Origin of the sequence: Blautia sp. LMAG:36, from assembly GCF_008680535.1 — a bacterium.
Taxonomy (GTDB): Bacteria; Bacillota; Clostridia; order Lachnospirales; family Lachnospiraceae; genus Blautia_A; species Blautia_A fusiformis.
In genome coordinates this window covers 1-15,000 of sequence record NZ_NALB01000005.1, presented here as the reverse complement: position 1 = coordinate 15,000, position 15,000 = coordinate 1, and the positions used below count along the sequence as shown (strand labels likewise).

The window sequence follows — 15,000 nt, the reverse complement described above, 5'->3', positions numbered from 1 at the left end:
TTGTCGATCTTCTCCTGCTGTTCTTCCAGAAGCTCTGTTTTTTCATCCAGCGCAGACTGCTGCTCTTTCAGTGTATCCTGCTGGCTGGAAAGCTTCTTTTTCTGAGAGGACAGCTTTTTCTGCTGTTCTTTCAGCTTCTTCTGCTGCGCCTCCAGTGTTTCCTGCTGTTTGGCAAGCTTCTCCGCCAGAGAAGACAATTCTTCATCCTGAGATTTGATCTGCTTGTCCTTGGACTTGATCTGCTCATCCTGGCTTTTTAATGTTCCTGCCTGCTCATCCAGCGCATTCTGTTTTTCCAGAAGCTCTTCTGTATATTTTTCCTGAAGAGCGATTTTTTCATCCCGTTCCTTCAGACTGTCCTGATAGCTCTTCTGTGCCTGAAAAAGTGTCACACACATGATCAGAACAAAAAGCAGCAAAACTCCTGCCATCATATCCGAATAAGAACGCCAGACATTAAACCCATGCTCCTCCGGCTTTCTTTTTTTGCGCATTGACAATTCCTCTCTTATTTAAATAAACCAAAACGGCTTTTCTGTGCTGCCTTCGTTGCCTCACGGATACTGCGCTCGATCTCATCCAGCAGCGCTTCCTGTCTTGCACCCTGTCCTTCCAGAAGATCCTCCAGACCCGTCAGCTTATCCTTAAGTTCCTGGATACCGGCATTGCTTCCATAGCCCCAGGGTTGTCCGGCGATCAGATGGATATCACGGTTATTTTTTGCCGTCTTGATCTCAGAAAGAAGCCTGCGCACCTCATCCAGAACACTGTTGACCATCTTCTGGCTCTCGGTAAATTCTTTCACTCTGGCTTCAAAATCTTCGATCATCTTCTTATCTTCACGAAGAAGCTCCTCGCTGATCCTATTGGAATCCGCAACTGCTTTCATCCCTTCTGCAGCACTGTCCACATACTGGCGCATAGATGCATTGCAGTTTTTCCAGAGATCTGCGGATTCTTTTTCATTTTCATGCATATGCCGGGCAAACTTTTCGTAATCCTGTTTCTGCAGCTGCTGGATCATCTGATTATCCCGGATAATACGGTCTGCAGTCTTCATATAACTGCTCTGCATCTCATCGATTTCCTTAATGGCATCCTTCATGGCACGTTCCTGCTTCGTAAAAGTTTCACTCAGCTGACTGCTCATGGTCTTGTACAATTCTGATGTATATTCTGTATTCTCCTTCTGCACCTTCTTAAGTTCTGCCAGAGCATCATTAAAATCTTCAAACTGCATCTGAAAGGAACCATGCATCTCGCTTAAAAACGTATCCAGGATCTCCCGGATCGCATCCTGCTGCCCTTTTGTCACAGATGCGGTAAGAACGTCCAGAGAATCATTCATCTTCTGAAAAGTAGGTGTGATCACTTTCTCAAAGCTATCTGCCATCTGCACAGAAAACTGTTCCGCCATCTGTTTCATGGCTTCTGTCTGCGTCTTCTGGCTGGAAACAAGGAGATTCCAGGACTCATTCTCCGCAGTAGGGAGCACCAGTGCGTGAAAACGATCCAGAAAATCCTGCATCGCCTGGGACATCGCAGAATATCCGCTTTTCATCCCAAATGTGTACACAACAGAAAGTGCAACTCCATAAATGGAAGTCAGAAACGCAACTTTGATGCCATCTACAAGAGCGGATACCGAGCTTGTCATCACTTCATAATCTGTGGGCTGGAAATTTTTAAGTCCCCACACAAGACCGATAAATGTTCCAAGGATGCCAAGGCTTGTAAAAATGTCCGGAGCCATCTCAAGGAGTCTCTTGTGGATATGTACATCTACATCCTCAATATTCACAAAATCCTCTACTTCAGCGATCCCTTCTTCCGTTCTGCTGATGCTGTCAACAAAATCATCCATCTTTTTGTCGAGATAGCGGTCACCGAAAATCCCTCGCAGCTGCCCAATCTCTTCTTTTCTGGCTCTTCCCGGAAGCTGAAACACCTCTGTGATCTCACCAGCGCCATGCTTCAGTGCTCTTGACAGGTTATCCATCCGATATAAACCTGCAAAAAGCCCCACTGCATATATGATCAGCATAAGTCCCAGAAATGTAAAATTATAAAGCAACACATTCCCGGAGCCTTTTCCAACATAAGCAGTCAGGGTTGCCGCGGCCACTGTTACTGCCAGAAACAGCACTGTATTCATAAACTTTTTTCCCATAATATGCCTCCCCTGTCTTTATTTTTGAAAAAAGTTACTCTTTTGTTCCCATACTATCATAACATCTTCCCTAAAACAACCAGAAAGGACAATTCCTTCGCCAAAAGAATTGTCCTTTCGTCTTTTTTCTATTTATACTTTTATTTATACTTTTATACGGCAGGCTGCATCATCGCTGATCAGGATCCTGCGTCCGCAAACACCTACGATCACTCCGCCAAGTATCCTGCTTATGATCTGTACGGTCTTTCCTTCACTGACATCATATTGTCTGATCTGTTCCATAGTCTCCGGCATTCCGGTCATCCACTTGATCGTGTAGCTTTCCCCTGCTTTTGTCTCATTTAATGACTGCATATACTCACCCCATTCCATATATCACATCACTATCAGTAATTATCCTCTATCCGTAGGCGGATATTCGCAATCCGCACTTGGTTAAATGATTTCATATAATTCTAACACAATTCTGCATCTTTATATAATTAGTAAAGTTTAACTTTTATTTTTCTGAATCATTCATTATTTTTATATATTTTATCTCATTTTATCTCAATTAGTCAATCATAACCTGTGAAATTCCACCAATAAAAACAAGCAAAAAAAGAAACGCAGAACAGCCATTACAGTTATTCTGCGTTTCTCATTATTTTCTATGCATAAACTCTATCTTCTTCCAGAAGCGTTGTCTTTCCATTCTTTACTTCCACAAGATTAACACAGCAGTTTGGCGGCACGGAGCCTCTCCAGAAATTCTCCGGATCAGGATCTACATTCTGAAGAAGAGCACGGACTGCACATCCATGAGAGGCAACAAGAATTGTTTTATCCGCAAGAGTCGGATCTGATGTTATTTCATCCCAGAAATCCTTTGTCCTGGCGATTACATCAAAAATATCCTCGCCCTTTTCCGGTCGTTTAAAATTTACCGGAGCACGGAAAAAAGTCTCGATCTGCGGATCGATATAATTGCCATCTGCATCTCTTACCTGATCACCCTCCAACACACCAAAATCGATCTCCTGGATCCGCTTATCCGGTATGATCGGAACATCGCGTTTCCCCAGAACATATTCTGCCGTCTGTTTTGCCCTTGAGAGCGGACTTGTAAAACAGATATCAAACTTCACATTACGGAGAGCTTCTCCGGTTTTTTCTGCAAGAAGGATCCCTTCCTTCGCAAGAGGTACATCCGCTGCGCCCTGAAGCTTTTTTAATTTATTCCACTCAGTCAGGCCATGTCTTACAATGTAGATCAGCATCAGCTTCTCAGCTCGATTCCAAGTCCGTTAAGACCATTCATGATCTTTTTCATTGCTGCGGAGATCTCGTTTTCACCAAGAGTCTTGTCATGGGCACGGAATACCAGAGAATAAGCCATGGATTTGAAACCTTTCTCAATCTGTGCGCCCTCGTAGATATCGAACAGCTGATAACTCTCAAGAATATTTCCGCCTCTCTGATCAAAAATCTCCTCGATCTGTCCTGCGAGAACTGCATGGGGAACTACAAGGCTCAGGTCACGAGTTACAGCCGGATATTTGGCAATTCCTGTATATTTGTGGTTGAAACCAGCAAATTCCAGAACATCCAGAATGTCGATCACTGCGATATATGCCTTTTCTCCGATAGAGTAATTATCTGCAACAGCCGGATGAACCTCACCTAAGTATCCAACTACCTTACCCTCGTAGATCATGTTAGCCTGTCTTCCTGGATGAAGGAATGGTTTTCCGCTGTTTGGATCGTAGGTAACCTTTTTCTTCATTCCGATCTTCTCGAAGAACTCCTCGCATACACCCTTCATATCAAAGAAATCGCCTTTTCCGTACATTCCAAGTGTAAACATGGTACGCTCATCCGGAAGCTCTGTAACCGGAAGGGACTTCGGAAGATAGATATTTCCAAGCTCGTAAAGACGAACATCTTTATTACGTCTGTTATAGTTTGTGGAAAGGGATGCCAGCATACCGTTCAGTGTGCTTGTACGCATGATACTGTAGTCCTCTCCAAGAGGATTGCTGATGGTGATGACTTTACGAAGATCACTGTCCTCAGGAATACAAAGCTTGTCAAATACCTTCGGGCTTTCGAAAGAATAGGACATTCCCTCTGAGAATCCGCAGTATTCTGCGATATCTCTTGCAACCTCCTGGATACGAAGCTTAAATGGCAGCTTACCTGTAGTAGCCTCTCCTGTAGGAAGTGTCATCGGGATCTTATCATAGCCATAGAATCTTGCAACCTCCTCTGCAACATCTGCATTACAGTGGATATCCTGACGGAATGTCGGTGCAACGATCTCGTCTGTTTTTTCATCATAAGCCAGTTCTACACGTCCAAGATAATCGATCATCTCTTCTTTTGTAAGGCTGGTTCCAAGAAGCTTGTTGATCTTCTCAGGCTCAAATTTTACTCTGGATGGCTCTCTTGTCTCGCTGCAGACATCAACCATTCCGCCTACAACCTCACCTGCACCAAGCTCTTCCATCAGCTGGCATGCACGGTCAATTGCAGCCTGTGCATTGTTCGGGTCAAGACCCTTCTCAAATTTACCGGATGCATCTGTACGAAGTCCGATCCTCTTGGAAGAAAGACGGATGCTGGTTCCATCGAAGCACGCCGCCTCAAAAAGAACCGTTTTTACATCGTCTGTGATCATGGAATTCTCTCCACCCATGATACCCGCGATGCCGACAGCCTTCTCACCGTCACAGATCATCAGAACGTTCTCATCCATGATACGCTCCTGGCCATCCAGTGTGACGAATTTCTCATCTTTTCCTGCACGGCGTACAACGATCTCCTGATTTGCGATAGTATCCAGATCATATGCATGCATTGGCTGTCCAAACTCTTCCATTACATAGTTTGTGATATCAACCAGGTTGTTGATCGGGCGGATTCCATTGGAAGCCAGACATCTCTGCATCCACTTCGGGGACGGACCAATCTTGACATTTTTTACAACTCTTGCACAGTAACGCGGGCAAAGCTCCGGATCCTCTACAGTAACCTTTACATAATCGGAAGCTTTCTCATCATTTTCCTTAACCTCTACAATCGGCGGGCAGAATTTCTTCTGGAAGGTTGCTGCTGCCTCTCTTGCGATTCCAAGAACACCGTAGCAGTCTACACGGTTGGAAGTGATCTCATACTCAAATACCACATCGTCAAGGCCAAGTGCCTTAACAGCGCTCTCACCCACAACTGCGTCCTCAGGAAAAATATAGATTCCGTATTCCGGTGCTTCCGGATACATTTCTCTGGTGCTTCCAAGTTCCTCGATAGAGCACATCATACCAAAGGACTCAACGCCACGGAGTTTGCCTTTTTTGATCTTGATCCCTCCGGGAGTCATTTTTCCATCATGGCCGCCTGCAACACGTCCGCCATCAAGAACAACCGGAACCTTATCTCCTTCTTTTACATTTGGAGCGCCTGTTACGATCTGCACACTCTCAGTTCCGATATTTACCTGGCAGATGATCAGCTTATCTGCATCCGGATGTTTCTCGATCTTATCGATCTGGCCGATCACGATCTTATCGAGATCTGCATCCAGCTCTGTAAAGCCCTCTACCTTTGTGCCTGTTAAGGTCATGGCATCTGTATATTCCTGTGCCGTTACATCCAGATCCGGCACATATGTTTTAATCCAAGATAATGAAGTATTCATTTTGGTTGTCCCTTCTTTTTTCTATATTTACTGTCAGACGGATACTCATGATCCGTGTTCACTGTTTTAGAACTGTTTCAGGAATCTGCTGTCGTTCTCATAGAGAAGACGCATATCATCGATCTCATATTTCAGAAGTGCGATACGCTCCAGACCTACACCAAAGGCAAATCCTGTATACTCATCCGGATCGATCCCGCACATACGGAGAACATTCGGATGAACCATACCACAGCCAAGGATTTCGATCCAGCCGGAACCTTTACAGAAACGGCAGCCTTTTCCGCCGCATTTGAAGCAGGAAACATCAACCTCAGCGCTCGGCTCTGTGAACGGGAAATGATGCGGACGGAATTTGGTCTTTGTCTCCGGTCCGAACAGCTCTTTTGCAAACTCCTGAAGGGTTCCCTTAAGATCTGCAAACGTAACATTCTTATCAATAACAAGGCCCTCGATCTGATGGAAGGAAGGTGAATGTGTTGCATCTACCTCGTCAGAACGGAATACACGGCCAGGTGCGATCATACGGATCGGAAGCTTGCCTTTTTCCATCTCACGTGCCTGCACCGGTGATGTCTGGGAACGGAGCAGAATGGAATCATTGATAAAGAATGTATCCTGCTCATCTCTTGCCGGATGATCCTCCGGAATATTCAGCTTTGTAAAGTTGTAGTCCGCATACTCAACCTCCGGACCTTCCACAACCTCATAGCCCATTCCGATGAAAATACGCTCAACTTCTTCCAGAGCGATAGTATTCGGATGGCGATGACCGATCTTCGCTTTCTTTGCAGGAAGTGTTACATCGATCACTTCTGCCTTCATTTTTTCCTCACGGACCTTCTCCTCGAAATCCTTTTTGGAGGCTTCCAGAAGTTCTTCGATCTTAGCTCTTGTCTCATTGACAAGTTGTCCAACCTTCGGACGTTCTTCCGGAGCAACATCCTTCATACCTTTTAAGATTGCAGTAAGCTCACCTTTTTTTCCAAGATATGCAACACGCACATCATTCAGCTTATCCAGGCCCTCGGATTCCTCGATCCGTTTTCTGGCATTTTCAGCCAGTTCCTGAAGTCTTTCTTTCATATCCATGGTCTATTTCTCCTTTAATTAAAATGATCAAATGATCCGCCGCCCACCCCGAAGATCCAGATATGGGCAATAAAAAAACCGTCCCTTATAAAAGGGACGGAATATCCGCGGTACCACCCAGTTTCCCATGAAAAGATCACGGGCACCTCTTGTCTGCTTAACGCGCAGCTTACGTCATCTCCTACTGTTACTTCAGAGAGGAAGCTCCGGTGGGAAATTCAAGAACCATCTGAACCCGGGGAAGCTTACAGCCGGTGACTTCCCTTCTCTGTGAGAAAATGATCCTCTATAAACACCTTCACAGCTTTTCTGTCTTTTAATACTATGCCACAAGGTCTGCCTTCTGTCAAGCGCAAAGTCAGGATTCTTTGGAACTGTTTTTTTCATTTTCTTTCTTGGAAAGAAGTGTTTTTACAGATCTCTGGGCCTTTCGGAATTCATTTTCGAAGTAGGCATTGATCTCCGCCCCGTAAAGAAGCAGGTTCATACACACATACAGCCACAGCATTACCATGATCAGCGCAGTCAGACTTCCGTACATATTTCCAAAATTCGGAAAAAATTCAAAATACAGAGAAAATCCATAGGAAAATATCATCCATGCCACTGCGATCATAAATGCACCCGGAAGCTGGCTTTTAAAGGTTGCCTTTCGGTTTGGAAGCACTTTATAAAGGACCAGAAACACTGCAAACAGCACGGCAAATACAAGCAATGTCCTGGCCCCTATAACCTTGGCCAGCAGCCTCCCGAGAATCGGAATGGTTCTCTGTGCAGCTACTTGGATTCGATTACCAAGAACCAGGACCAGAAGAGTGACAATGATCGCCAGCACAAACAACAGCATATAAAAAACCGAATAGATTCGGGTCATCAGCCAGTTTCGGGTTTCCTTTACATGATAAATGGTATTTAAGCCATTGGTGATCGCCTGCATTCCCTTTCCGGACGCCCAAAGCGCCATCAGCGCAGACAACGGCACGATGGCTGTACTTCTTTTGTATACTTCTACCACAATGCTCAGCACAAAGGTCTGCAGATTTCCGGGCACAAACCCGATGATGGCATCCCTGACAACATTATAGCTTAACGGTGTATAACGGATCAGCGTTGTAAGAAACAGTATAAACGGGATAAAAGACATGATCAGAAAATACGCTGCCTGGGCCGCATATGCACTGACATGATCTCCGTTTGCCCTGCGCACAAATCCCAGCATGAGCTGGATTATATTTTTCTTTTCCTCGTCCATGCTGACCTCCCTCAGGTTTCTTTTTTCACCAGGAAAAACGTTCAAATCCGATCTTATCCTGGATTTCCGGAAAAAGCTTTACTTCCGGCTGCAGGCTCTTATGTTCACCTATCATCTTTTCCATCCATACCATATTATACCAGCGGTTAAACTTATAGCCGCATCTGTGGAACTCTCCCACACGCTTATAGCCGAAATGCTTATGAAAATCCACACTGGCACTGGTCAGGTATTCATCATCTTTTGGTGCAACTGCAATGCAGGCGTTCAGGTTCAGAATTCCCATCTCTGCAAGAAGACTCTCCAAGGCTCGATAGAGTCTGCCTCCTGCACCGCTGCCCCGCCGGTCATGTCTCACATAAACAGACATCTCCGCACACCAGCCATAAGCAGCCCTCGGGTGAAACGCCGAACCATAGGCATATCCCAGAATCTCTCCCTTCTCTTCTGCCACAATATACGGATATTTCACCTTTATATCATGGATTCGCTGCGTAAACTCTTCTATGGAAGGTGTTTCGTATTCAAATGTGATCGCAGTTTTTTCTACGTAGTAGGAATAAATTTCCAAAAGTGTTGCTGCATCCTTCTCTTCTGCCACACGTATCTGCATTGCCTTCTCGCACCTCTTTTATTTCTGTTTGTCTGTTATTTCACAAAGAAACGGTAAACCGTTTCAGAGCTGTACTCTTCACCGGGAAGCAGGATCGGAGAATGGAAATCCTCTACATTGACTGCATTTGGCTCCACCTGTGTCTCCAGGCAGAATCCATAACGTTCATGATAAACATGACCGTTCTTTCCCTTCTCATCCTTAACAAAATTGCCTGCATAGAACTGCACACATGGGCAGTCGGAGGAAACCTCCATACCGATACCGGATTCCTTACAGTATGCAGTAGCGATCGAACGGACATTGCCCTTTGCATAATTATCGGTTACATAGTTATGGTCATAACCACCTGTGAACTTCAGCTGTTCAAAATCCGCCTCAATGTCTCTGCCGATCGGTTTGGAAACATTAAAATCCATCGGCGTTCCCGCCACCGGTGCATATTCACCGGTAGGAATGGACTGGCTGTCTTTTACCGGAGTAAAATACTTCGCATGAATACATACTTCCTGGTCAAGCACATCTCCGCTGCCTTCTCCGTTCAGATTAAAATAAGAATGGTTGGTCATATTGGCAACGGTAGCTGCATCAGAGCGTCCTCTGTAAAAAATCTTCAGTTCGTTTTCCTCTGTGAATTCATATTTCACAACAATGGAAAATTCTCCCGGAAATCCGTTCTCTCCATCCGGACTGATGCGGAAGAAATCCACGCTATTCTTCTCCTGGGAAATTTCTTTTACTTCCCACAGCTTTTTCTCAAAGCCATCCGGACCGCTGTGAAGATTGTTATGATTCTCATTCTCTGCAAGAACCACTTCTTTATTATCAATAAAAAATCTGGAATTCTCGATACGGTTTCCACTTCTTCCAATGATCGCACCGAAAAAGCATCCATTAATCTCATATCCTCGGATATCGTCATATCCAAGGACCACATCCTTCAGATCTCCGTTCTTATCCGGAACACATATCTTCACCAGGATCGCACCATACTGAAGCACTTCCGCATAGGCACCTTTTTTATTCTCAAGATGATAGATTTTTACTTCTTCTCCTGTAGGAAGTACCCCAAATTTCCTTTCAGAAACACTCATGTTTTAATTCCTCCCATATATGAAAAAAGAGCCACTAACCGGCTCTATGTCTTTAACCGATTAATCCCGGGATGCCGTTCCCTTATTTTTGACGCCTAGCAGATGCTAGGTGGGTATCCTCAACAGTGTCTTCTGCCTACCACGACGTGAGGTCTGACATCCAACCTGCGATTTTGGATTCCCAAAATGTCAATGTAGGTTCAAAAAGAAAAGGGGGATCGAACATTCCAGGATTCGGTTTTCGTTGTTTTTATTATAAACCAGTATTTGTGCTTTTTCAACAGAAAATACATTTTCTTACTGATTTTATTATCAATTATTATTTGATCTTAAGGATATCCTTTACTGCTGCCGGCATATCCACTGCATCTACCACCCTGTCATGAAGAACCGGGGCAGTACGGATTTCTTCAACTGCACGTGGAACAGGTACTCCGGAAAGCGCACTTAATGCGTCTACAAGGCCAAAATCATCCAGATCTTTATGCTCCTCACCAAGTGCTTCCATAACACTTCTTGTGAATTTATACGGACTTGCAGTAGAGGCGATCACTGTCGGAAGATGATCCGCTGTCTCACTTACATACTTCTTATATACGCCGGCTGCAACTGCAGTATGCGTATCAATCACATAATTGCTGTTTTTGTAGATATCACTGATGGCCTGTGCAGTCTCATCTTCACTGCAGAAATTACCATAAAAATCAACAAGCTGTGCTTTCATCTCGTCAGTAATGGTATATTCGCCGCCCTCACTTAAGGATTTCATAAGCTCTGCACATTTTTCAGCATTTTCTCCGGTAAGACGATAGATCAGTCTTTCCAGATTGCTGGAGATCAGGATATCCATGGAAGGAGATGTCGTAAGGATGAAATCTCTCTTTCTGTCATAGGTTCCTGTGCGGAAGAAATCATAAAGAACACGGTTCTCATTCGATGCACAGATCAGCTTGTGGATCGGAAGTCCCATCTGTTTCGCATAGTATGCAGCAAGGATATTTCCGAAGTTTCCGGTAGGAACTACCACATTGATCTCCTGTCCGTCTTTGATCCTGCCATCGCGTACCAGTGATGCGTAGGCATATACATAATATACGATCTGAGGAACAAGACGACCGATGTTGATAGAGTTTGCAGAAGAAAACTGGAAGCCTGCCTGATCCAGCTCTGCTGCCAGCTCATGATCATTGAACATCTTCTTAACTGCAGTCTGGGCATCATCAAAGTTACCGGTAATACCTACCACATAAGTGTTGGCACCCTTCTGAGTTACCATCTGTTTCTCCTGGATCGGGCTGACACCATGCTTCGGATAAAATACAATGATCTTCGTTCCCGGCACATCTGCAAAGCCTGCCATGGCAGCTTTACCGGTATCTCCTGATGTTGCGGTAAGGATCACGATCTCATTCTTAACATTATTCTTCTTCGCTGCAGTTGTCATCAGATGCGGAAGAATGGAAAGTGCCATATCCTTAAATGCAATGGTCGCGCCATGGAACAGTTCCAGGAAATATGCCCCATCCGCTTCATGAAGAGGCGCGATCTTTTCTGTATCAAATTTGCTGTCGTATGCTTTGTTGATACAGTTCTTAAGCTCATCCTCGGTAAAATCTGTAAGGAAACGGCTCATTACCTCATATGCTGTCTCCTGGTAGGTCATCTGTGCCAGCTTGTCCATTGGTACATCCAGCTGTGGAATGCTTTCAGGCACGAACAGTCCGCCGTCCTCAGAAAGGCCCTTAAGTATGGCCATAGACGCTGTAACTGCCTGCTCTTTTCCTCTGGTGCTCTTGTACAATACCTGCATTGGTGTTCCGCCTTTCTATTGTAAGATATTCGTTTTCTTTTCAACGTTATCACATTATAGCATGGAATTATGGAAAATGCCACCACTTTTAAAAAAGAATCTGTCTTGCCCAATCCCACCCTGTGATCAGACAGATATTCACAGCTTTCGGATAAAAAGAAACCGCCGGTCTGTTTCTGCCGGCGGTTGGTTCCTTCTGTACTGCATCAGTTCTTCCTATTTATATGTATAAAATTCATGGACCCCGTATTTAAAGAGCCTCTTCAGGTCCTTTTCAAACCATTTCACATTATGTTCCTCTGCTGCAGATTTCTGGATAAAGAACAGTGCACCTTCAGAATAATCAGTACCCTTCAGCGCCTGCTTGACCGCTTCCCTTGTTTCATCGGAAACTGCAACTTCATTGATCCTGCCATCATAGGTCGGTGAAAACTGCGGAACGCCGTCACTGTTATCCCAGACAACCTCTGTCACCGTATTCGGAAAATCTTCGCTTTTTACACGGTTCATGATGACGTTGGCCACCAGAACACGGCCCTTGATATCTTCACTTCCTGCTTCTGCCTCCACGATCCTCAGAAGTGTATCATAGTCTTCATCTGACATCAGTGTGGGATTTTCTGCCAGTGTGATCGACCTTGCATCAAGTTCATTTACTTTGTTTTCCATAGAGGAGCTTACATTAAGATCTGCAGCAGTATTGGTTACTTTCTGTACTCTCTGGCCTACGATCACCTGCTCACAGGAGCTTCCGATCCTTGTAACCGTGCTTCCGGATAATGGTGTATCCGTAACTCCTGAAACCACACCTGCGATCCCGGTAGGAACAGCAACCTCTTCATAGGGAGAGCCCTCTCCTCCATCTGAAGCTGCATAAACCCTGCCTCCCTCACTTTCTGCAAATGTCCTTGTCCCCAGAGAAATAACCATCGCCAAAACTGCACATAATGTCAGCACTGCAAAACTGCGCGCGGAATTTCCTCCGGTTTTTCCATTTCTACGTTCATCCTGCACTCCGTCAGTCTCACGTAAATCTTTCTCAACTTTCATAATCTCATTCCTTGCGTTTCATTTTCTGTAACAGCCCATAATCCTCCGATGCGATATCACAGCCCCCATTATCATCGCTTCCCGGATAAATACGGATCATTACGATTTCCTTTACATGTTTGTAACATTTTTGTAATGTATGGGAAAATTATATTTAATAATATTGAATATGTCAAGCTTTTTCCCGTATTTAACGCTTCAACGGCGGTATTTGTGTTTTATCCACACCTTATCCACATGTATTCCACATAAAATCGCAGAGTTATCCACACTCATGTCATATTTCATTTCAGAAAAAAAGGCAGATAGCGTCTCTATCTCCGTCCAATGTTGTACACCCACTTTCCGGAAATCGTACTTCTATCTGCCTGTTTATCCTTTTTCAGAACAGTTTTTTCCTCTGTTATTTACAGATTTGATTATAATATTTTGTTTTCAGTCAGTCAAGGATTTTTGCTCGACCAAATCCGACGCCTTATGCAAAACGGCACAGGGCCTGCACGAAAAGTGTCGCATAAACACACAGATCGATACTCCAGGCTCCCAGAAACAGTCCCCATGGTGTTTCCCCGGCTCCTTCGGCAAACCGTTTGGGCTTCAGCGCAAGAATCAGTGGAAAAAGAAGCGGCAGAAAATACCGTCCCTGCACGCCCAAGATCTTATCGTAGCCATAGGCTGTCCACTGTCCGTATAACGTTACAAAGATCAGCGCAAATACCAGGAGACTGACTCCTCCCAGAATGCCCTTTGCCGGAAGCTCCAGACGGATTCCCGATATATCATCATTCCCGGAAACCTGAAGGACCAAGATCAAAAGATATCCCATTGCCAGCAGGGCACAGACAGGAATGTTCAGCCATCCAAGATTACTTCCTATCATTTCTGTAAGATAGGTCACACCAAAATTATCCAGGCTCCGCACAAAAGTCAGGACAAAGGCAGCCGGATCCTTCAGGATCCCCACAAGCTGTGCAGCTGTATCCACACCTGGCTGTGACTCACAGAGATATCGGGATGCAATGACCAGCCAGCCGAAACTTAAGATCAAGATCACAGTTCCTGCACAGACCACATGAAACCAGTAATTTTTTCTGCTTTTAAACCGTTCTTTCGGGATCAGGAACAGGAGCAGGCAAAACGGCATGTAAACCACTTTGCAAAGACACAGGAATCCGGTCAGCACGTACATCCATATCAGCTGTCTTCTACTCATCACTTCTTTTTGTTTATATCGCATAGCCAGTACAAAGGCAGCCAGAGCAACCGTCAGAGCCAGGGCCAGGGCATCTGCTGACATGGAATTTGCTGACTGGATATTCACAGGTACCAGCCCCAGAAGTACGAGGAAATTTTTCCCAACAGGCGTCAGACGAATGGCAAAGAAAAAGAACAGTCCAAACATAAGCATATTGGCGATCCTTCCCGCATAGGCAAGAACCATCGGCCGGTCCGTAAACAGATCTGCAATGCGGATCCCTACTGCCTGGGGAAGATACGAAGTAGGTGCATACAAGGCTGTATTTCCAAATCCGTAAAACTGTGTTTTTTCCCGGTCGATACGCTGATCTGCATTCTCTCCGATATCCCATAATGATACATGATCCTTGGCGGAAAATTCCGGAACCAGACCACTGTTAAACGTCCTTCCATATGAGAATAAGTCGTTTCCTCCGTTGCCTTCCGACGTCAGATATCCTCTGGAAACCTCATAGCTTCTCAGATAATGGCTGTACTCATCCGGCGAATTAAAGGCCGGAACCGCCGCCAGCGTACAGATACTCATAAAAATATAAACAACGGCAAACACCACTTCTGCCCGGAGCTGTCTGCGTTTCAGAAATGCAAAGATCACCAGCATCACAGCTGCCGCCGCTCCAATCACCAGAAACACCAGTGATTTTGGAAATGGCCTGGAAATGATCCGATAGGCAAGTGTCTGTGTATCATCCTTCTGGCTCACCAACCCTGCAGCCACTCCGGTATCCCCTTTTGCGCCATCTAAAACGATCCGGAATTTCTGCCCCTTACATTCCGTAAGCTTCTGGTCAAGCCGGAAATACGTGGTATCCCCCGACGATATGGTCAGTCTGCTGGCCTGCCAGCTCTGGATCTCCCTTTCATTCTGGTACAGCGTTATCTGAAACGTTCCAGCAACCGATGCACTCTCTGTAGAAAGAAAAAGCTCCACACCGGACAGACGGTTCGTTTTGCAGGTAAACTCCTCTTCAAAGCTTCCTCCC

12 protein-coding genes, 1 other RNA gene and 1 other annotated feature (1 of these 14 only partly in view) are annotated in these 15,000 nt (G+C 45.1%); all 13 genes read right to left on the bottom strand.

All coding sequences use genetic code 11. The annotated features are described in order from the left end of the window. A protein-coding gene (locus CCC17_RS06125; RefSeq protein ID WP_022427215.1) for an OmpA family protein crosses the window boundary here: on the bottom strand, positions 1–494 show its beginning. 601 nt of this gene lie to the left of the window's left edge; only the first 494 of its 1,095 coding nucleotides appear in the window; its start codon is at positions 492–494; its stop codon lies beyond the left edge, outside the window. Positions 495–508: 14 nt separating this feature from the next. Further along, positions 509–2,170: a MotA/TolQ/ExbB proton channel family protein gene (locus CCC17_RS06120; RefSeq protein WP_021652917.1), complete on the bottom strand. Its 1,662-nt coding sequence runs from the start codon at positions 2,168–2,170 to the stop codon at positions 509–511. A 144-nt stretch (positions 2,171–2,314) separates the two neighbouring features. Further along, the gene (locus CCC17_RS06115) at positions 2,315–2,527 is read right to left on the bottom strand and encodes a ferrous iron transport protein A (RefSeq protein ID WP_044962386.1); all 213 of its coding nucleotides are present in this window, start codon (positions 2,525–2,527) and stop codon (positions 2,315–2,317) included. Between the two features lie 296 nt (positions 2,528–2,823). After that, complete coding sequence (locus CCC17_RS06110) at positions 2,824–3,432, bottom strand: histidine phosphatase family protein (protein ID WP_022427216.1); 609 nt, start codon at positions 3,430–3,432, stop codon at positions 2,824–2,826. Beyond that, positions 3,432–5,849 (bottom strand): phenylalanine--tRNA ligase subunit beta, encoded by a 2,418-nt coding sequence (gene pheT / locus CCC17_RS06105; protein WP_015526758.1) that lies wholly within the window; start codon positions 5,847–5,849, stop codon positions 3,432–3,434. The genes CCC17_RS06110 and pheT overlap by 1 nt, the downstream gene beginning before the upstream one ends. Positions 5,850–5,915: 66 nt before the next feature. Continuing rightward, positions 5,916–6,935, bottom strand: coding sequence for a phenylalanine--tRNA ligase subunit alpha (gene pheS / locus CCC17_RS06100; protein WP_044962388.1), 1,020 nt, complete (start codon positions 6,933–6,935; stop codon positions 5,916–5,918). Positions 6,936–7,030: 95 nt separating this feature from the next. After that, positions 7,031–7,252: a binding site (T-box leader), on the bottom strand. A 47-nt stretch (positions 7,253–7,299) separates the two neighbouring features. Then, positions 7,300–8,193: a YihY/virulence factor BrkB family protein gene (locus CCC17_RS06095; RefSeq protein ID WP_021652921.1), complete on the bottom strand. Its 894-nt coding sequence runs from the start codon at positions 8,191–8,193 to the stop codon at positions 7,300–7,302. A 25-nt stretch (positions 8,194–8,218) separates the two neighbouring features. Then, positions 8,219–8,806 carry a GNAT family N-acetyltransferase gene (locus CCC17_RS06090; RefSeq protein ID WP_015526760.1) on the bottom strand — a complete coding sequence of 196 codons (588 nt, stop codon included), beginning with the start codon at positions 8,804–8,806 and terminating at the stop codon, positions 8,219–8,221. Between the two features lie 35 nt (positions 8,807–8,841). Further along, on the bottom strand, positions 8,842–9,900 hold the full coding sequence (locus tag CCC17_RS06085; RefSeq protein ID WP_129975317.1) for an aldose epimerase family protein: 1,059 nt from the start codon (positions 9,898–9,900) through the stop codon (positions 8,842–8,844). Positions 9,901–9,959: 59 nt separating this feature from the next. Continuing rightward, positions 9,960–10,137: non-coding RNA, 6S RNA (gene ssrS, locus CCC17_RS06080), on the bottom strand. A gap of 82 nt (positions 10,138–10,219) precedes the next feature. Next, positions 10,220–11,710 (bottom strand): threonine synthase, encoded by a 1,491-nt coding sequence (gene thrC / locus CCC17_RS06075; protein WP_021652923.1) that lies wholly within the window; start codon positions 11,708–11,710, stop codon positions 10,220–10,222. A gap of 216 nt (positions 11,711–11,926) precedes the next feature. Further along, complete coding sequence (locus CCC17_RS06070; protein ID WP_021652924.1) at positions 11,927–12,760, bottom strand: cell wall hydrolase; 834 nt, start codon at positions 12,758–12,760, stop codon at positions 11,927–11,929. Positions 12,761–13,235: 475 nt separating this feature from the next. Beyond that, positions 13,236–15,000: DUF2142 domain-containing protein (locus CCC17_RS06065; RefSeq protein ID WP_287082741.1), on the bottom strand; the 1,765-nt coding region annotated here is incomplete at its 5' end.